16 protein-coding genes and 2 pseudogenes are annotated in these 19,484 nt (G+C 61.3%); 5 read left to right on the top strand and 13 right to left on the bottom strand.

Annotation, left to right across the window (positions count from 1 at the left end):
• Positions 1–8 precede the first annotated feature (8 nt).
• Entirely contained in the window at positions 9–1,133 is a 1,125-nt protein-coding gene (locus BKK81_RS33495; RefSeq protein ID WP_071023198.1) for an IS481 family transposase, read from the top strand.
• Positions 1,134–1,579: 446 nt separating this feature from the next.
• Here BKK81_RS33495 and ppk2 read toward each other — a convergent pair whose 3' ends face one another.
• The 3 genes and pseudogenes from ppk2 to BKK81_RS34960 form a co-directional block, all read right to left on the bottom strand.
• Positions 1,580–2,386, bottom strand: coding sequence for a polyphosphate kinase 2 (ppk2, locus tag BKK81_RS33500; protein WP_071023200.1), 807 nt, complete (start codon positions 2,384–2,386; stop codon positions 1,580–1,582).
• Positions 2,383–2,877, bottom strand: a complete 495-nt coding sequence (locus BKK81_RS33505) for a hypothetical protein (RefSeq protein ID WP_071023203.1) — start codon at positions 2,875–2,877, stop codon at positions 2,383–2,385. The genes ppk2 and BKK81_RS33505 overlap by 4 nt, the downstream gene beginning before the upstream one ends.
• A 324-nt stretch (positions 2,878–3,201) precedes the next feature.
• Positions 3,202–3,854: pseudogene (locus BKK81_RS34960) on the bottom strand (IS6 family transposase); the annotation flags it as partial.
• A gap of 11 nt (positions 3,855–3,865) precedes the next feature.
• Here BKK81_RS34960 and BKK81_RS34965 point away from each other — a divergent pair.
• Both BKK81_RS34965 and BKK81_RS33515 read left to right on the top strand, forming a co-directional pair.
• Positions 3,866–4,364: pseudogene (locus BKK81_RS34965) on the top strand (ISNCY family transposase); the annotation flags it as partial.
• A gap of 205 nt (positions 4,365–4,569) precedes the next feature.
• A complete protein-coding gene (locus BKK81_RS33515) occupies positions 4,570–5,463 on the top strand; it encodes an amino acid ABC transporter substrate-binding protein (protein WP_071023434.1) in 894 nt (297 codons plus the stop codon).
• A 293-nt stretch (positions 5,464–5,756) separates the two neighbouring features.
• On the opposite strand, the gene BKK81_RS33520 is transcribed toward BKK81_RS33515, so the two are convergent.
• The 6 genes from BKK81_RS33520 to BKK81_RS33545 all read right to left on the bottom strand — a co-directional run bounded on the left by BKK81_RS33520 (position 5,757) and on the right by BKK81_RS33545 (position 11,838).
• Entirely contained in the window at positions 5,757–6,242 is a 486-nt protein-coding gene (locus BKK81_RS33520) for a carboxypeptidase-like regulatory domain-containing protein (RefSeq protein WP_071023208.1), read from the bottom strand.
• Between the two features lie 299 nt (positions 6,243–6,541).
• Positions 6,542–7,045: a hypothetical protein gene (locus BKK81_RS33525; RefSeq protein ID WP_071023210.1), complete on the bottom strand. Its 504-nt coding sequence runs from the start codon at positions 7,043–7,045 to the stop codon at positions 6,542–6,544.
• Between the two features lie 601 nt (positions 7,046–7,646).
• Entirely contained in the window at positions 7,647–8,630 is a 984-nt protein-coding gene (locus tag BKK81_RS33530) for an FAD:protein FMN transferase (protein WP_071023212.1), read from the bottom strand.
• Positions 8,611–10,818, bottom strand: coding sequence for a PepSY domain-containing protein (locus BKK81_RS33535; RefSeq protein WP_071023215.1), 2,208 nt, complete (start codon positions 10,816–10,818; stop codon positions 8,611–8,613). The genes BKK81_RS33530 and BKK81_RS33535 overlap by 20 nt, the downstream gene beginning before the upstream one ends.
• A 25-nt stretch (positions 10,819–10,843) precedes the next feature.
• Positions 10,844–11,311, bottom strand: coding sequence for a DUF2271 domain-containing protein (locus tag BKK81_RS33540; protein WP_071023217.1), 468 nt, complete (start codon positions 11,309–11,311; stop codon positions 10,844–10,846).
• A gap of 113 nt (positions 11,312–11,424) precedes the next feature.
• Complete coding sequence (locus BKK81_RS33545; RefSeq protein ID WP_071023220.1) at positions 11,425–11,838, bottom strand: PepSY domain-containing protein; 414 nt, start codon at positions 11,836–11,838, stop codon at positions 11,425–11,427.
• A 143-nt stretch (positions 11,839–11,981) separates the two neighbouring features.
• On the opposite strand from BKK81_RS33545, the gene BKK81_RS33550 reads away from it, so the two are divergent.
• Both BKK81_RS33550 and BKK81_RS33555 read left to right on the top strand, forming a co-directional pair.
• Positions 11,982–12,641: a response regulator gene (locus tag BKK81_RS33550; RefSeq protein ID WP_071023223.1), complete on the top strand. Its 660-nt coding sequence runs from the start codon at positions 11,982–11,984 to the stop codon at positions 12,639–12,641.
• A 2-nt stretch (positions 12,642–12,643) separates the two neighbouring features.
• Positions 12,644–13,999, top strand: a complete 1,356-nt coding sequence (locus BKK81_RS33555; RefSeq protein WP_071023225.1) for a sensor histidine kinase — start codon at positions 12,644–12,646, stop codon at positions 13,997–13,999.
• Positions 14,000–14,097: 98 nt separating this feature from the next.
• Here BKK81_RS33555 and BKK81_RS33560 read toward each other — a convergent pair whose 3' ends face one another.
• The 4 genes from BKK81_RS33560 to BKK81_RS33575 form a co-directional block, all read right to left on the bottom strand.
• Complete coding sequence (locus BKK81_RS33560) at positions 14,098–14,709, bottom strand: hypothetical protein (protein WP_071023437.1); 612 nt, start codon at positions 14,707–14,709, stop codon at positions 14,098–14,100.
• 5 nt (positions 14,710–14,714) lie between these two features.
• Positions 14,715–17,012, bottom strand: coding sequence for a heavy metal translocating P-type ATPase (locus BKK81_RS33565; protein ID WP_071023228.1), 2,298 nt, complete (start codon positions 17,010–17,012; stop codon positions 14,715–14,717).
• 106 nt (positions 17,013–17,118) lie between these two features.
• Positions 17,119–18,030 carry a cation diffusion facilitator family transporter gene (locus BKK81_RS33570; protein ID WP_071023231.1) on the bottom strand — a complete coding sequence of 304 codons (912 nt, stop codon included), beginning with the start codon at positions 18,028–18,030 and terminating at the stop codon, positions 17,119–17,121.
• A 262-nt stretch (positions 18,031–18,292) separates the two neighbouring features.
• Positions 18,293–19,480, bottom strand: coding sequence for an efflux RND transporter periplasmic adaptor subunit (locus BKK81_RS33575; protein WP_071023234.1), 1,188 nt, complete (start codon positions 19,478–19,480; stop codon positions 18,293–18,295).
• Positions 19,481–19,484 lie beyond the last annotated feature (4 nt).

Raw genomic sequence — 19,484 nt, forward strand, 5'->3', positions numbered from 1 at the left:
AGTCCGTCATGCCCTGGAGCCCACGCGACACCATGAGCCTGCGCCACGAATTCGTCCTGCTCGCCCAGCAAGAGGGCTGCAATCGCCGCCAGCTTTGCCAACGCTACGGCATCTCCCCGCAGACCGGCTATAAGTGGATTGCTCGGTACACCGAACAGGAGATGGCTGGCTTGGTCGAGCGGTCGCGCCGGCCCGCGACCAGTCCGACCCGAACGGCGGAGGAACTGGAGCGACTGGTCGTCGCCCTGCGCCTGCAGCACCCGGCTTGGGGCGGGCGCAAGATCAGCCGGCGGCTTCAGGATCTGGGCCACACACCGGTGCCGGCTCCGAGCACCGTGACGTCCATCCTGCATCGGCATGGCCTGATCTCACCCGAAGCCTCGGTCAAGGCCCAGCCCTGGCAACGCTTTGAACATGCGGCGCCCAATCAGCTGTGGCAAATGGATTTCAAGGGCGGCTTCCGCACGCACGATGGCCAGATGTGCTCGCCATTGACGGTACTGGACGATCATTCCCGCTTCGCCGTCACGCTGGCCGCCTGTACGCAGACCCACACCGCTGTGGTCCAGGAGCACCTGGCCCAGGCCTTTCGCCACTTCGGACTGCCTTGGCGCATCAACGCCGACAATGGGGCGCCGTGGGGCAGTCCTTCACAACCGGGGCAGCTCACCGGCCTGGGGGTCTGGCTCATCCGGCTAGGCGTGCGCCTGACCCATAGCCGTCCGGCCCATCCTCAAACCAATGGCAAGGACGAACGCTTTCACCGCACCCTCAAAGCCGAAGTGATCAATGCCCGTGGCTTTGCCTCCAGCCTGCAAGCCCAGCATGCGTTTGATGCCTGGCGCGATATCTACAACCTGCAGCGCCCACACGAGGCACTCGGCCTGGCGACGCCGGTGACACGCTATCAGCCCAGTCCTCGCTCCTATCCGGAGGTGCTACCGGAGATCGAGTACGGCCCTGACGATCTGGTGGTGAAGATCAAATGGGACGGACAACTGCGCTTTCGCGGGCAAACCTTCAAAGTGTCCAATGCCCTACGAGATTTCCCGGTCGCCTTGCTCCCACAACCCAACCACGATGGACGATTCGATCTGTATTTCGTCGATCACTGCTTCGGCTACATCGATTAGAACGACCACCAGGCGGCCTAATATGTGTCAACCATGTCCACGCACAGGTGTCACCTATGTCCCCGGTCTGTACACCTTTGCCTACAACGCCCTGGGCGTTCCTCTCGCTGTCGGAGCGCTGTACGCCTCCACCGGAGTGTTGCAATCGCCGATGATTGCTGCTCTGGCAATGAGCCTTAGTTCGGCGTCGGTGGTCGCGAGTGCATTGCGGCTGCGGAACGCCGAGATCTGACACCACGCCTGATGAGACCGCTTACCTCAGACGGAAGCGCCACGAGAACAGCCTGCGATTAGGGATGTTTCGATGGCTTGCTCAGGTCCTTCTTCTGCGGCACGTTGTGCGCAATGTCTCGACCAATAACGCGGCCTCCATCTGGCCCCCGTGGGGCTTGCGCTGCGGTTCGCGCCTGCGCTTTCTGTTGCCTGGCCACTTGTTTCGCTTTGCCCTACTTCACGATCGCTCCGCTCTGAAGATGCGATTCGGCATAGGGAAACACGATCTCCGAATCCGGGCGGATGAGCTTCTCATTCTTGCCCGCGTAGTGCAAATGCGTCAGTAAGTGCTTGATGACGTTCAAGCGAGCGACCCGCTTGTCATTCGCCCGCACCACATGCCATGGCACCACGTGGCTTGTGCGAGCAAACATTTCATTTCTGGCCTGACTGTACTTCTGCCACATCGCCACGGCCTGCTCGTCGATGGGACTGATCTTCCACTGTTTCAGGGGGTCGCGGCGACGCGATTCGATGCGGCGCTTCTGCTCATCCTTGCTGATGTCGAGATAGTACTTGATCAGGCGAATCCCGGAACGCACCAGCATCCGTTCGAACTCCGGAACAGTGACTAGGAAATCTTCATGCTGCTCCCGGGTACAGAATTCCATGACGTGCTCCACCCCTGCCCGGTTGTACCAACTGCGGTTGAAGAGCGTGAACTCGCCGCTGGCCGGCAGTTCCGCCACGTAGCGCTGGAAGTACCATGAGCCAAGGTCACGATCGGATGGCTTCCCGAGGGCTACGACACGCGTCTCGCGAGGACTCAGATGTTCGACGACGCGCTTGATCGTCCCGTCTTTCCCGGAAGCATCCCGCCCTTCGAAGATGACCAGAATCCTTTCGTTGCAGCAGCAAAGAATGTGCCGTTGCAGTTTCACCAGTTCAATCTGGAGAAGGCGTAGCTCTCGCTCATACGCATCAATGGAGAGGGAACTGAGTTCCGCTTCCTCAGCGCAACTCTTTGCCTTCGTCTTCATGAAGTGGCTCCGAATAGCTCGGTCCCGGCGCAGCCGACGCGGCCGGCTTCGTCGTTGACAACTGGGTAACCTATCTCGGATAGCAGGACCTCGAGGTCGCTTCTCCCCACCACCGCCTGCTGAAGGAGAAGTTTAGCCACGACATCGAGCTTGGAGCGATGCGATTGCAGTGTTTGTTGCACTCTCGCGCTGGCTTCCGCCAGGATCTTTCTGACCTCCACGTCGATCGCGCGGGCGGCTTCCTCCCCGTATTCCTTGCGGTCGCGCGCCATCACGCCTGTTCCGCTCAGCAGGGGATTCGGCACGTCCGCGTAAGTGGCAAGGCCGAGTTGCTCGCTCATACCGAACTGCGTGATCATCCGACGAGCCATGTCCGTTGCGCGTTGCAGGTTTTTCTGCGCGCCGGTCGAGACATCGCCGTAGACAATCTTCTCAGCAACGTGCCCGCCGAGCAGGACGTCAAGTCGGTCCAACAGATCGCTCTGCTTCAACAGATATCCTGTCGCGCAGGCGTGCTCATACCGTATTGCCGTTGCCGACTTGGCTGACATGAAAGTTCCCCCTTCAGGCAACTGAACGCTGCGACTGGCGATTCGCATTCTCAGTATTGGCTTGCGAATGGATCTCCCAATTGATTGCCGTCAAGGGCTCGGTGCGAAGTCCGATGAGCCAACACTCAGAAAACATGGAAGTGACCGATGGCAAGTTGCTGTACCAGATTGGGAAGGTCTGCCAGATCTCGCTGAACGAGTTCGTGTAGTTCGCGTTCTTGGTCTGGCGAGATTCCGGCTGCGGCCACGACACTGACGGCTAGGGTTCTGCATCTGGCCCTTGCCTATCATGTACGCCAGCTCAATGCCGCCCAGCAGAATGAGCGCGCAGCGAAAGTCCTTGAACCCCAGGATCGGCCGGGTCAGGCGCTTGATGGCCCGGTGGTCCTGCTCGACGATGTTGTTCAGGTACTTGACTTGCCGAACGGCGATGGACGTTTCCTGTCCGGCGTTAAGGTCATGCAGTGCCGCCAGGTGAGCGGGATTGCCAATCGTGACCCTGTCGGGCTGGCCGTGCTGCGCGATGGCCCGCTCGAAAACGCGCCGCGCCGCAGCCCTGTCGCGCTTCGCATGCAGCAGGAAGTCGATGGTGTCGCCCGCTTTGTCGACGGTCCGATACAAATACTTCTACTGACAGCCTATCAGGACGTAGGTCTCGTTCACTCTCCAACTCTTGCCTATTGGGCGCTTGTGCCGGTGGAGGATCTTGTTCAGAGCCGGTCGCAGTTCCAATGCCAGCGGTGCACTGTCGAATGGTCCACCGAGACGCCACGCTCGGCCATCATCTCTTCGAGATGACGAAGGCTAAGCGGATAGGCCACGTACCAGCGCACGCAGGTCAGCATCACCTCCAACGGGTAGTGCAGACGCTTCAGGACTTTGGCAACTTCACCCCAGTTCACACAAGAATCCGACATCGCGGTATCGACTCACGCTGTCAAAGGAAACCATCCGCCGGCTGATGACGGCCGCTGACTTGCGGGTGCCCCGCAAACAGCGCCCGCCCAAGGTCTATCTGCCCCGGAACCGCCGAGCTTGCTATGGCGAACTGATGCGATTCAGATTGACGGCTGCGATCACCGCTGGTTCGAGGGCCGTGCACCAGCGTGCACGCTGCTGGACGACGTCGATGACGCCACCAGCCGCATCATGGAGATGCGCTTCACCCACTCGGAAGCCACGTTCACGTACTTCGCGGCAACTCGTTCCTACCTGGAGCAGCATGGCAACCCGTTGGCATTCCACACTGGCAAGGCAAGCGTGTTCCGGGTCAACAAACAAGGCCAGACCAGTGGTGATGGCCATACCGAGTTTGCACGAGCTTTGTTCGAACTGAGCATCGAGGGTACTTGCGCCAACAGCAGCCAGGCCAAGGGCGTGTTGAACAAACGCACCTGATCATGCAGGACCGGTTGGTCAAATCACTGACAAAGGAGGCCCCCCAAGTCAGGGCGTTTTGAAGCCCGAACCACGGGTTCCGCGTAAATCGCAAATATCGACCCACAACGCTGACCCCGTTCGTCACGCATTGACGTTGGTCAACCACGCGCCCGCGGTGGCATCTACAGTGGTATCAGCATGCCGGCGAGCAGATCGGCCGCCCGCTAGGACGCGTGGAGGGAGAACATGAACATGAAGAGCATTCCCGTAGTCGCCACTATGCTGATCGCTGCCGGACAGCCGCTCGGCACCGCAGATCTTTATGCTCAAACCTTGGAGAGGATCGCCTCAGGCGACACGATCACGGTCTCCTATCGGGAGGCCGCCGTACCGTTCAGCTATCTGCTGGCGCCAAACAAGCCAGTCGGATTTTCAGTCGATCTGACAGAAGCGATCATTGACGATGTGCGCAGCCGGCTGAAGAAGCCTTATCTTAAGGTTGACTACGTCCCTGTGGCCGGACAAGACCGAATCCCCATGTTGGTAAATGGCACCTATGACCTAGAGTGCGGATCTACCACCAACACCAGTGCCCGCGGCAAAGAGGTGGCGTTTTCGATCAACGTGTTCTACGCTGGAACGCGCCTGCTGACCAAGAAGAACTCCGGCATTAGGAACTACTCCGATCTCACGAAGAAGACGGTGGCCAGCACGGCTGGTAGCACCAACGAGAAACTGCTGAGCAAATACAGCGCCGACCACGATCTGGATATCCAATTCGTCTCTGGCAAGGACTATGCGGATGCCTTGCAACTGGTATTGAACGACCGCGCCGTGGCGCTTGCCCTCGACGACGTGTTGCTGTTTGGCTTGCGAGCCAACTCCGGCAATCCTTCCGCACTCGAGATCGTAGGCGATACTCTCCAAGTGGAGCCGTATGCTTGCATGGTTCGCAAGGACGACACCGAGTTCAAGAGCTTGGTGGACGGCACGATCACACGGTTGATGAAGTCGGGGGAGTTCGCTCGGCTGTATAAGAAATGGTTCGAATCGCCGATCCCTCCCGCCGGCGCGAATCTGAATATGCCAATGAGCGACGCATTACGCGCCAACATCAAGGCGCGCAGCGATAGGCCTACACAATAGGCGCCAATAGACGACGGCCGAAGATGAGTGACTCTGCTATGTTACACGCCGGATCCATGCTCTCGCCGTGCTGCCTCGCCTGATATCGCTAGATGCGGCGACAGTGGAGCGCTGCACAGCGCTCTACCTCGAGAGCCATGACCCAGAGATTGGACATCGGATGCGGGGAGCCCTCCGTAGGCTGCGGCCGCTGCTATGGGCCCATCAATCTGTACTAGCAAGGACTCGATCTGACATGTGCTCGCGCCGGCGCGCAATGCAAGTAGTAGTAATGTGCCGAGCGGCGGCTCAGTTCAGCGGCACGGACAGCTCGTGTTTTTGCAAAGTAGCCAGTCATCTTCCAGCGTGTTGACCTGGAATCGGAACGTCATGTCCAGGGGTTGGTCCGACACGACGACGTCGCGCATCTGGTCACGGCCTTGGTATCCCACCGTGAGCCGGTACGCACCTGGCTTAAGTCGCATGTATAACCGTGGACCACCGGCCACAATGCGCAGCACCGCCCTGCCATCGGCGCTGGTCACAACCACGGTCGCCCCGCTTAGCGGCCTAGCGCTGCCCGCATCGATCATGCTGAGTCGGACATTGAAGTGCGCGGCGACATCTTCCATGGCCCGCCTACCGGCTTCGTCGTCTCTGGCACAAGCGTAGGGAATGCCCCGCTGCTCCATGATCTGCACGCGGTCTTCCGCCGGTTCCGTCCGCGTTGCGCAACCCGCGATCAATAGCGCAGCCAACAGCGACGATATGCCGATGCCAGGGCCTTTTGAAATCTGCATTTACCGGTCCCCCATTAGATTTCGACAGTGGCCCCGATTACCGACCACGAATACGGGCCGACTGTCTCAGCGCGTCACCATCGGACCGATCGCGTTCCCGCAGCACTGGATGAACCGACCTGGCAGCGAGTTGATCTGAGACGGAACTCAGGATGGCGACTCTAAAGCGTCGGTCCGGTCCATTCCCAACGCGATGACGTCCGCGCTCCACAGACGACGCTACTTTCAAAGATGAATGGCCCAATGGTCTGGAAGATAGCTTGGATTTCGCGTAGAAAGCAGGCACGGTCTCGCTGGTTTCATTTCGGCAGCGGAGACTGCCACATCCACTGTTGATGCTGCATCATGTGATCCATCATCATCTGCTGCATGGGCATGTACTGATCCCGCATGTACTGGCGCTGCCGCTGCTGTTCCGGTGTGAGCTTGGCATAGTACCCACCCATGTGCCCCCAGCCCATCATTGGCCCGCCCAACATCCCCGGGCCCCTACCCATCATTCCCGGGCCCATTCCGCCGCCAGGTCCCCACATGTTGTGCATCAACTGCATATTGGCTTGCATTGTGTCCCAGTGCTCTTGAAGCAGCTTCTGTCGCGCCTGGGGATCCTGGGTCTGTCGGATCTTGTCCATTTGCTCCTGCATCTTCTTCATGTTCTCTTGCGCCTGCGCCATCTGCTTGTCGAATTCCTGCACATTGGGCGCCGCTGGCTTTGCTTGGGCGGCAGGCGGCTGCTGAGCGAGAACAGGCATAGACGAGAGTACAAGGGCGGAGGCCGTGGCCGCCAGGATTCTTCGTTTCATCTCTCAACTCCTTCACATTGACACGGTCACGCCATCGGCAAGGCGCACTCCTACCCATTTAGTTCAATCTAGATCTCAACGACAGCAGTGATTTGCGCTGGCGCAAGAAAGCCTTGCATGGCGAGCGTCAGCGGCCGGCCAAGTGGGCAGACGAGGCTTTGAGCAGCGACTGCGATTGCCAATCCCGAACTGTCATTTGTGCCCGTTCAAGCGCGAAGCCTGCCGTCTTGCCGGCGCTGTGAAAGACCTACATGGCGCTCACCGAAATCCACACCGTCGGTCTTCGACGCCGCGCGGCCGCATCCTCTTGTCAAGTCTTCGGAGACACCGGCGATGTGTCCGTGGCGAGGAATTCAAGTTCTTTTTCGATTTCAAAGCTAGCCACCGGGACAATCTCGATGAGGTCGCTCGAGCACCTTCTCCTACGACGTTTGCAAGAATCTCGTCTTCGAGTTCGGCGGCCTGCTCGGCGCCGCGTGCCGGTGAGCCAAACGTCGAGCCAGGTCCGGATGATGTCCGTAACCGGGATACCGTCACGGAAGACAGACCGCAGGCCATATGGCTACTGCTCCTACCGGCAGCAAAAGAACTGGCCAGGATCCTAGTGCACTTTTGCAAAGGTGCCGGTCCCGATCATGCGCAGCGCATCGCCATCGCGTACCAGGAAGAGTGCGTCTAGGCGCCGCCGCTGAGCATAATCTCGCCCGGCCTGCTCGCCGAGCACCAGCAAGGCTGTCGCGTAGGCGTCCGCATCCGCGCATGTCGGTGCAATGACCGTCACGGACGCAAGGGAACTGCACAGTGGCGCGCCGGTTCGGGGATCCATTGTGTGCGAGATACGCGCACCGTCGATGTCAGCCCAGTGGCGGTAGTCACCGGACGTCGCGATGGCGGCGTTGCTTAGTTCGATCACGCCCATTGCGGCGTGCCGCACGTAGTCTGGGGCCTCAAGCGCAATCGCCCACGGTGCCCCATCCGGCTTGCTTCCACACGCGCGCATTTCGCCGTCGATGCCGACAAGCCATGAGTCAATCCCGTGCTCGTTCAACACGCGTGCAAGTTCGTCGACGCCGAATCCTTTTGCAATGCCGCACAGATCCAGCGCAACAGCTCCCAGCTTGCGCACCTGGCACTGTTGCACGTCCACGTCGATCAGTTCGCTCACAGGCCGGCATGAGCTTGCCCGCGGCGTGCCCACTCCGCCCGGACGATGTGCACGTTGCTCCCCCGATGGCCCAAATCCCCACATGCCGACCAGGTCACCGACGCCGATGTTGAAGGCATTGTGGGTGTCACGGCCGATCTCCAGCGCACGCACGAGTAAAGCCGCGAGATTGCCGGGGACCGGCACCCAGCAATCCAGCTCGGAACGATTCAGCCGAGAGAGGTCGGAACTGTCCTTCCAGTTCGACATCTGCTCGTCAACCGCGCCCACTGCCGCAGCAAGCCGCGCCGACAGTTCTCTTTCATCCGTCTTCGGCGACGCATGGAAGGCTGCTGTGTAGCGGGTTCCCATCGTCGCGCCGCTCACACGCCAAAGCTTGAGTTGCGTGCCTGGCAACGTCTCAATAGACATCTTCGACATAGCGTCCCTGCGCTCTTAGATGTGCGACGGACAAGCCGGTATCCGTCAAAATACGTTCCCACGCCTGCGCGACGCCCTCCGACATCCTGCGGCCGCCGCAAACCATGATTTGCGCGCCGTGCGTAACCAGAGTGCGCAGGCTCTGTGCATCGGCAAGAAGGCGCTCCTGCACATAGCTCCGGCTTCCGGAACGTGAGAAGGCAGTCGTGAGTGCCTGCAGCCGCCGGTCGGCTACCAGGTGCCTGAGTTCGTCGTGGTACGGGAAGCTATCGTCAGCATTGCGCGCACCGAAATACAGGTGCATCGGACGGCGGGCCGCATTGTGCCGGATGAAGCCGATTAGCGGACCAATCCCGGTACCGGCCCCGATCAGGATCACGGGTGCGCTTCCGGCACTTGGGCGAAAGCACGCGTGCGGCCGCATGAATGCCTCAATCGTGTCGCCGGGCTTCAGGCCCGTGAGATACCCGGAGCACACGCCGTACGGATGACGCCGCACGCAGATCTCGACCAGGCCGTCCGCCGTCGCGCTCGCGAGCGAGTAGTACCGGGGCGAGGTAGCGCCCGGCGGCACGACGCCGAGCAGATCCCCCGTCTCGAACCGGGGCAGCCGCGGCCGTAGCAGGATAGCCCAGGATCTTGCGCCCTCGGCAGGCATGAAACGCAGCACCGAAGTCATGTCCTCCGGATCCGTACCATAGTCGTCACGTGAGACGAGCCTGAGCGGTATCGTGGGCGGCAGCGATGGCGCGTAGCGGATATCGAGCGAAACGCCGAGCCTTTCGGCAAGCCCCGTGCACCACTGCCGGAATTCGGATTCAGACTGCCGGTCAACCGTGCCCGGATCGGTCAGTGCTTCCAGCCCCCTGGCGGTCAGCGCGTCATGAACCGTTCGCGCATAGCCGCAAAAATGAGGAAACTGGCGGTCGCCGAAGCCCAAAACCCCGAACGCCACCCCGCCTGGGATCGTCAGGCGCTCGAGCTTCGGCAGGAATCGTATAGCGCTCTCCGGCGCATCGCCGTCACCGTAGGTCGCAGTCAGGACCAGCAGATACCGCAGGCTGCGGCCGGCCGCAAGATCGTTCATCGGCGCAACATGCACGCGAAGGCCTGCCCGGGTCAGTGCTGCATGCAGCGCCGAAGCAAAGCCCCACGTGCTATTGCCCTCGGTGCCCACCAGCAACACAGTATCCGCGTCGCGTGCCGGCACGTTGCCGGCGAGCTTCGGCATCGCGCGTCGACGACGCAGCCAAAGCAGCAGGCCGGTTGCGGCCAGCAACGGCACCGACGCCGACGATGCGCCGAGGATCAGCCCAAGCCACCATAATCCTTCGCCCGTGTGCAGCATGCGGACAACCCCGTGCACACGTTGCCAGACGTCGGCCGGCTGAAAGGCAAGCCATCTGCCTGACGATGGATCGACATAACCGGCGCCATCCGTCGTATTCACTTCGATGCTGCTGCTAGGGTCTGCCGCGTTGGCAAACGTCAACTGACGCAGCCTGGAGACATCTATTGCTAGTGCAGGCATCTGCCGCAGTGGGATTGGGGGCGTGGTAATTGCCGAAACGCTGAGAGCGGGCTCCGGCGCGCCGCCTTCCGGGATCACGCCGAACATCGCCAACGACATGACGACTCCGGTCATCGCCGACAGCGTGAGGCCGGCAAGCGCAACTCGTGCAGTTTCGTTATGCAACCGCTGCACCCCGTCACCCCGGATCGGGGCCAACATGTGCTTCCACCCGCCCATCCGGCGTGAGAGCAATACAAGCCCGGACAACGCGGCGAACAGCATGATGGCAGCAGTCGCACCGGTTGCGGTCCGCCCAGCATCACCGAGAAAGAGCTTACGGTGTAGATTCTTCAGCCAACGCTCGACAGGTGAGGGGCGATAGTCGCCGACAGCCTTGCCGGTAGCGGGATTAATGATGGATGCACGCTGTTCACCGCCGGCCTGGTAGTACGCGATGATCGCCCCTGACGGCCTGCGTACGAGTGTTTCGACGTCGGGCACCGAGGTGCTCACGCGGCTGGCGAGCGTTGCGACGCTCAGCGGAGCCTGGCCCGGACGGACGGCACTTGCGTGCTCAAGTGCCGGATTCACCGACAGCGCCGCGCCTGTCAAGGCGACGATCGTCATCAGCAATGCGGCGACGAGACCGGGGATTGAATGGAGCTTGCGTAACATCGAGCACCTCCTCGCCTGCCCCTGGTTACAGTGAAAAGCGGAACGACTTCACATAGCCGCTCCCCTTGACCGTCTTGTTCGCGCCCGAGGTGGTCAGCGGCACGACGACCTCGGACGGGTATTCCTTCATGTCCTCGACCGCCGTGTCGATGTGGACCTCATATCCGGCGTCGAGCAGCGTGTCGGACAGATCCAGCGTCGCATGCAGCGTCTTGCCTGCGCCGACGCTGGCGCCCGTAATGCCGTCTACCTTTGCGGTGCCGCCCGTAGTGCGATACCAGTCGCGCAGATGCCGGTAGTACTTGGCTTTGCGCCCTGCCACCCACAGCGTGCCCTGGTGCCGTCCGGCGCGATCGGTGACATACATGGCGACGTAAGCGCCATCCCCCCCATAGCTCGACAGTTGCGTCTCGAACGAAACCTGACGCGCGGATGCCAGTGAAGGCGCGGCAAGCGCGCCGGCAAGCACGGTGATTGGGAATGCGTGTTTCATCTGGATTCTCCTGATTTGGGCAAAAAGGGGGGCCTCGCACCCATCGAATCGGCCTGCCGCTGCTTCAGCAGGATTAAAGCCGATGAGGTACGCGGTGCGTCGGCAATAAGGGGTCAGCGGATCTGGACCTGGGGCTTCGTGCCTGGCTTCAGCAAGCTTTCGGGGGGTGCGTCAGCCGGTGGCTTGCCAGTATTCGCGCCCGGCAGGCGCCCGCGTGCTCCGCCGTGGTCGTCGTCTTCACGTTTCATGCGCACGATGTCAAGGGTGACTGGGTCAAGCTTTGCCTTGAAACGCCGGCCATCGGCATCACGACCCTTGACCTCGTAGCAACCGTCGTCGATCCTGAGCTTGTCGATCTGCCAGCCCTTTTGCTGCGCCATCGTCCGGACATCGTCGCGCGGCTTCCAGGCGTTGACCGGCGCCTCGCAGTCCTCGCTGTCGTGCGCCTGTGCGGAATGGATGCCGGCAGCGCCGACAATCGCAATTATCACGAGTGCCAGAACTCTGGCAATTCGCCGGTGTTTCATTGCTAACATCTCCAGTTCGCATCCTTGGACTCCACAATGCGCCTGAAACCTGAAGCCAAGCTTGCGGAGACGAAAGATTTTCTTCATGTTCGCGACAGGTTCGCGTGGCAAAGTCATGTGAGACATCCATCAGGAAGATCTTAATGCGAGTCATTCTCATCGAGGATGAACCCTGGCTCGGGGAGGCCGTTCGCGACCAGATCGAGAAAGACGGACATCCGACCGACTTTGTGGCCAGCCTCGCCGAGGCGCGCCGACACCTTGCGGCCGCCAACTACGACCTGATCCTGCTCGATCTGCTGCTCCCCGACGGTCGGGGGCTCGACTTCCTGCGAGAGCTTCGCGCGGGTGGTTCGACCGTGCCCGTCATTATCCTGACTGCGCTCGATCAGGTATCGAACCGCATCGCCGGCCTGAACGCCGGCGCGGATGACTATCTCGTCAAGCCATTCGACCTGTCGGAGCTCTCCGCAAGGGTGAGCGCGGTGTCACGCCGGTATTCCGGCAACCCGAATCCCGTGGTCAAACTCGGCGAACTGCATATCGATACGGCGGGGCGTAGCGTGATGCGCGGCGACGCGCACGTCGACCTGACGGCCAGTGAATGGGCACTTCTCGAAGCCCTGATTCAGCGTCCGGGAATGATCGTGTCAAGGAGCCGGCTGGAGGATCGCCTCTATTCCTTCAACGAGGAGATTGGCAGCAACACCATCGAGGTACACATGAGCCGGCTGCGCAAGAAGCTTGGTGCCGATGTCATCGAGACATTGCGTGGGCTCGGCTATCGGCTCAAGCGGGACTGACCATGCTGCGCAGCCTGCAAGGTCGACTCGCGGCAGCGCTGGTTGCAGGGCTCGCTGTGCTGTCGCTCGCCGCCGCCGCGGCTTCATTCTACGTACTGCGTCGCGAGGTCGATCGGATGTCGGACAGTGCGTTGCAGGAGACCGCGCAGCGCCTGTTGCCGCTCGCCATCATGGACATCGTCGGGCGGGATGCGGATGATGATGAGGATAGCAGCCGCCGTATCGCAGCCGTTCGCCCGCACGACGAATTGCTGACCTACGCGGTCCGCGACGACAAGGGCAGACTGCTGCTGCGATCGCACGACGCCGCTATGGCCATCTTCCCGCCGGGCCTGAAAGCCGGCTTCACTTCTACGCCATCGCACCGGATCTACGCCGAGCCGGGCTTACAGGGCACTATCTCTCTGATGATCGCCGAGCCGCTCGCCACGCGCCGGCATGCCGTGATGGAAGCCGCGCTCGCGGTCGCCAAGGTCCTCATCCTGTTTCTACCGGTGGGCCTGTGTGGAATCTGGCTGATTGTCCGGACCGGGCTGCGGCCAATCCGACGCTTCTGCGGCAGCATTGCTGCGCGCGGTCAGAACGACCTGACGCCGCTCGCAAAGAAGGAGTTACCGGCGGAAGTCGCGCCGATTGCCGACGCAGTCAATGACCTGATGGCTCGGCTGGATCGCGCGCTGGCCGCCGAGCGCAGCTTCACTGCCAATAGCGCACACGAGTTGCGCACGCCGATTGCCGCGGCCCTCGCACAGACGCAGCGTCTCATGGACGAGATGCCTTCCGCCGCCATGCGGGAGCGCGTGCAGAACGTCGAACGATCCTTGCACACGCTGTCGCGGGTCAGCGAAAGGTTGATGCAACTCGCGAAGGCGGAAAATGGACGCGTGCTCGGCGATGCGCCGCAGGATCTTCGACCGGTACTGGAACTTGTCATCGAGGATTTCCGGCGCGTGGCCTCTGCGAACCCGATCCAGCTTGACCTGCCAGACCAGCCGGTTCAGTCGTGGATCGATCAGGACGCATTTGCCATTGTCGTGCGCAATCTGGTCGAAAATGCACAGAAGCATGGCTCACATGGGCAACCTGTGGGGATTTCGCTGTTGGCCACCGGTTCGCTCACTGTGCGGAATCACGGACCGGTGCTGCCAGGCGATGAACTTAAACGTCTGACAAAGCCGTTCGAGCGTGGCGCGACGGCAGCCAAGGGCAGCGGACTTGGCCTTGCTATCGTCGAAGCGATTGTACGCGGCGCGGGTTCGTCCCTTGAGCTACGCTCGCCGGTTCCGGGCTGGCAAGACGGCCTGCAAGTAAGCATCGACCATTTGCTTGTTGCGCCCACGACGCAGAAGCGCGCGTAAGCTGGCCTGGCGACATCGATTGCGAGGGGTTGCACCGGAAACCCCTGGCTCGACCGATAGGTACCCCAAAATCGACCAGGTTCCGGCACGTTGCTTCGTCACGGTGGGGAAGATAATTTCCGTGTGCGTCGCCAACGTAGGCGACGCTCATGCTGCAGACATAGCCAGTCCACCTTTGTGAAGAGGTACACGGCCGCCAGAAAAAGCAACTGCGAGAGAACGAAATAGAGACCGAGATAGGCCCCGTCAAGATCCGTGTCCAGATAGCGCGAGCCCACCTGTGCCAGATGCGTCCATGCAAAATAGCTGATGAGGCGTCCAACAAAGAATGGCAGTCCAATCATCCAAAGCCGCATCCCCGTGAGGCCGTAGGCAATAAAGAGATAGTTCGAGGGGAATGGGCTGAAGGCATAAGCAAGCATGAACCCCACCGTCATGCTTTTGCGGCGCTCCAGCCACTGAGCAACTACGTCGATGTTCCGTCTATCATCCTCACGCATCCAGCGCTGGCGCACCAGTGCAAATGCCATCTGGGCCAAAACCAGGCGGCCGGTAGTCGCTGCACATGCCGCTGCAAGCGCCAGAAGGGCGGGGTTGGCCTCTGGCTGCGAAAAACCTACCCATGACATTACCATCCATGTCGGCGGGGCAAAGGCTGGCATCAGATTCAAGCCAAAGATCACGACGACCAGGACAAGCAAGTCTGCAATGTCGCTCATCCCTGTCCTCCCAAGACAAAATAAAGCTCATCTTCTTGGGCGCAATGCAGCCGCAGGATGGCATCGAGTCCATAGAGGAGCCTCTGTAATTCCCGTGCGCTCGTCTCGTCTGGCCCGTCTGACGGCAAGTTGGCAACGATCCTGTCCAGCAACCGAGTTACTCTGAAGATCTCGCGATGCATGCCACTCAGCGCCGCGAGCGGATCATCGCCACCAAGCAGGCGCGCCATGCCAGGATAGAGCTGCGTGTCATCCCGACGCTCGTGTGGAACCAGAACCTGATTCAGTGTCTGGCTGAGGTTCGTCAGCTCCGCGGCAGCCTTCTCGGCCGTCACCCGTGGCAATGCGTCGGCCAGAGCCCGAACCCGGTCGAGGATGGGCTCGAGCTCCGCGTGTTCGGCCTTCAAGCGCTCGACATCCACTGCAGGCAGGCGCGGCGTGACCCCTCCCTTCTCCGCCCCGAGAACCCTCAATGCATTGACAATGACGAGGACATCGATTGCTTCCTGCAGCATGGCACCGGCCAACGGCGGCAAATAGCCGAACAGGGCCGCAGCCATTGCGACCAGGGACAAGGCCATCCCCACGCCGACACTCTGGATCGCAATACGTCGGGCACGCCGCGCGATGCGTACGGCGTCGACCAGACGATCGAGCCGATCCACCAGCACGACCACGTCTGCCGCCTCGGCGGACGCCGCCGCACCGCGCGCGCCCATGGCGACGCCAACATCCGCGGCAGCTAGCGCCGGCGCATCGTTGACACCATCACCTACCATGATTACTGTCCCATTGGCGCGGGCGGCGTGGATGGCCGACAGCTTGTCGCCTGGCGTCTGGGCGGCGTATACCTCGGTAACACCGAGCATGGCGCCGACCGATTCCGCCACGTCCTGGCGGTCGCCCGTCAACATCGCCTGCCGGACAATGCCCTCCTGTCGCAGGAGACGGAGTGCGCGCGGCGTCTCCAGGCGAATACGGTCTACCATCTGGAGTGCCCCGATGACCCTCCCGTCCGCCCCCACGAATACCGCCGACGCACCCTCGTAGCCAATCCGCTCCAGGAACTTCGTGCACCAGGCCGGCACTTCGCCCTCACCCAGCACGTAAGACGGCGATCCGACCGTGATCTTGCGTCCGTCCACGACACCTCTGACCCCGGCCCCAGGGGTTTCCACCACTTGGCTCGGAGGCTGTAGCGATATGCCTCGCTCGCGGCTCGCAAGCGTGACCGCTTCTGAAATGACGTGGTTCGACGCCTGTGCCAGCGAACCGGCAAGCCTCAGTACCTCTTCTGGCTCATGCCTCTCCGCGCACGCAACATCCACCAGGCGTGCGTGCCCCCCGGTCAGCGTCCCCGTCTTATCGAAGAACAGGATGCTGGCCACAGCGAGCCTCTCAAGCGCGCCGCCGCCTTTGACAAGCACACCGCGCCGCGCGCAGCGGGACATGCCGGAAACGATGGCCACCGGCACTGCCAGGATTAACGGACAGGGCGTGGCCACGACCAGAACAGCGAGGCAGCGCGCCGGGTCCCCGCTGACAATCCAGCCCGCAGCAGCCAGAAGCACCGTCGCGAACACAAAGGCAAGTGCATACTGGTCTGCCAAGCGGGCGGACGGACTGCGTTCGGCTTGTGCTTTCCCGACCATTCGCACGATGCCGGCAAAGGTGCTGCGCTCGGCGGGGGCGCTCGCGACCATCTCAAAAGCGGCGCCCACGTTCAGCACGCCGCTGCAGACGGCGTCCCCGGCCACCCGGCGTTGCACTACGGATTCGCCCGTGAGGGCTGATTCGTCCAGTTCCACTGGAACGCTCGGTGTGCCATCGACCGGTACAAGTTCTCCATGGCGGACTAGCAACCGGTCCCCCGCCTGGACGGTCTCAAGGCCGACCTGCCGCCATTGGCCGTCCTGGAAGCGATGGGCCACCTTCGGCGCATGGCTGAGAAGCGCTGTCATCTCCCTTTGCGCGCGGGCCTCTGCGAAGCTTTCTAGCGCGCGCCCACTGGCTAGCATCAGTGCGATGACGGCAGCCACGAGAAACTCGCCCACGCCTAGCGAGAAGCCAATTGACAGGAACGCCAGGATATCTACGCCCTGCTGCCTCCTTAGTGCGGCGCGCACGATCGCAGCGCTCAGTGCAACCAAGATCGGCACAACGCCCAACAGCCAGATGACATGGATGGCCGCTGCCGACAGGTAATCCCACCGGCTTGCCAACAAGCCAGCACCCAGCGTCACGACGGAGTTGACAAGCAGTGCAGTATTGAGGAGGCGAGAGCCGAAGCGCATGTCTGCACCTAGGGAGAAATGCACCTGATTATCTCTGTGAGAACAAATCGCAATTGTTCCTCATACCAGTTCTGCCAAGTGCATTTTGTAGATTGACCACAAGACTTCATGTCACGTCGACCGGATCAACGTGCGTCATGACGTTGAGGACATCTTTGCGGCTCATCACTCGCCGTCTCGCCTCAAGTGCAATGTCATGACCCTCTCTCACGCTCGCCGCTGCATTGATGTCAAGGTGGACGTCCACGAGAATCATGTCACCCATCTTCCGGGTCCGCACATCGTGCGCACCGATCACGCCTGGCGTTTCCAGTATGGCATTTCGAATCGCCGTTACCGTCTCCGCGTCGATCGCACGATCCATCAGGTCCCGCAGGGCACTTCGGGAAAACTGCCAGCCCATTCTTGTCACCATCAGGCCAACCACGAGTGCCGCGATCGGATCCAGCAGGTGGTAACCCAGGGTATTGCCCAGGATCCCCATTGCTACCACCAGCGAAGATGCTGCATCCGACCGAGCGTGCCAGGCATTCGCAACCAGCATGCTTGACCGGACTCGTTCGGCGATCGCGAGCATATAGCGAAACAACAATTCCTTGGTTGCCAGCGCGCCAAGGGCGACCCAGAGCCCGACTAATCGTACTGGCTGGATTGAATCCGGATGTTCAAGCTTGAGTACGGCGTTTGACAGCATGCCGACGCCGACGACTAGCAAAAGAAGTCCAAGTATCAGCGAGGCGGCAGTCTCGAAACGCTGGTGCCCATAGTGATAGGCTTGGCTTGGCGCCTTCTTGCTATGGTGGCTGGCATACAAGACAACGAAGTCCGAAACCAGATCCGAAAGGGAATGAATTGCGTCGGCCACCAGCGCTTGGGAGCCAGCAAAGATTCCGGCGGCAACCTGGGCGAGTGTCAAGCCGATATTGACCGCGACGCTCACGAGCGTGCTTCGTCTTGCCGCAGCCTGACTGGCTGGCGTTTCGTCCGCTCCGGGATTCAATCCATCTTGCTTTTGCATTGACAGTGCCTTGTGATTCGACGACAAGCCAAATATTAGCGCCCGCGCGACACCTCAACCAACTTGGGCCGGCGGCGGCGACCATGGAAGACAACCAGCCTTCATTCGCACACGGCGCCAGCGTAACCGCACTGGAAAGCTGCACCTCCGACGCCGTACATTTAGCGCAATACGCGGCAACGGCGCGGTCGTTGCGATCATCCTACGTGGCATGTAATCTGGGGGCGCAGTCGATTCGGGACATTTCGACTGACACAATGGACTAGTGGCCGGTACGCAGCTTGACCCGCTGGCCATCCTGAAGGCTGCTTTGCGGATATCGAACCACTTGTACGTGGTCGGTCAAGGGAGAAAGCAGTTCCACCTCATCCGAATTGCGGTGACTAATTCTGACCTCCGTCCTGCGCACCCGGTCGCCCTCAAGCCGAAACACACACCATTGTGCAGCCTCGCAGCGGAATAGCGAACTCGCGGGCAACTTTGTCGCGCGATCGGTCTGCCACAGCACAATGCTCGCGATGACGCGAAATCCGTCACCCAATCCAGAGGGTGGATCAATAACGTCGATAATTACCCGAGTTCGCTTTTCTTCTATGCCCAGGGCGGATACCTTGGTGAACGCATGGGGCTCCACGAGCCTAACCTTGCCTTGTACCACTTGGTCGCCGCCCCATCCTTCCAGCCTCGCCGCCATCTGCGGCCGCACCTTGACTGCTTCCGTTGACAGTAGCTCGACCACGATCTCCAGGTCATGTGGGTTGCCGATCGTAAGCAAGGGCTCGCCCGCAGCGATAACCCGCTCGCTGCGCTCCGGAATGGACAATACGGCCCCGGTGAACGGTGCATGAACTGGCACGGCCGGCCAGCGCCCACGTTTGTGCTGCTTGATGGCCATCAGGCCGGCCTCTGTCACGCGGACCTCCTCCAAGGCGGTGCTGGCGCGGGCGCGCGCCGCGGCAAGATCGTTGCCGGCGGTAATGGTGGCGTTGGCGGCCTGCTCCCCGGCCTGAGTAGACAGGAAGCGCTCCCGCACCAGCCTCTCGACACGCTGCAGTTCGCGCTGCGCCTGAGCATAGTCTTCGGCGGCATGCCGGACGCGCTCCTGTGCCTCACGGTATGCTGCACGCGCCGCAGCCACCCTTGCTTCGACTTCTTCGCGTTCCTGGGCTGTCAGCGGCAGTGGCGCAAGTTCCGCCACTACTTCGCCTTCCTGCACCCAGTCACCCTCCCGCAAGCTGATCCGAATCAGTCTTCCTGCGACAGGCGCAGCAATAACGTAGCGCTCCCTACTACGGGTCTCGCCCTCCTCGCTCGTGATGACTGCCATCGCGCCAACGGAGGGGCGCACCACCTCGATGTCCACTGGCTCTGGCATCAGCAGATAGCCAAGGCCTGCCGCAATCACAACAGAGCCCACCATCAGGAGCGTCTCGGCTTTTGACCACCGCATCGCC

Origin of the sequence: Cupriavidus sp. USMAHM13 (assembly GCF_001854285.1) — a bacterium.
Taxonomy (GTDB): domain Bacteria; phylum Pseudomonadota; class Gammaproteobacteria; order Burkholderiales; family Burkholderiaceae; genus Cupriavidus; species Cupriavidus malaysiensis.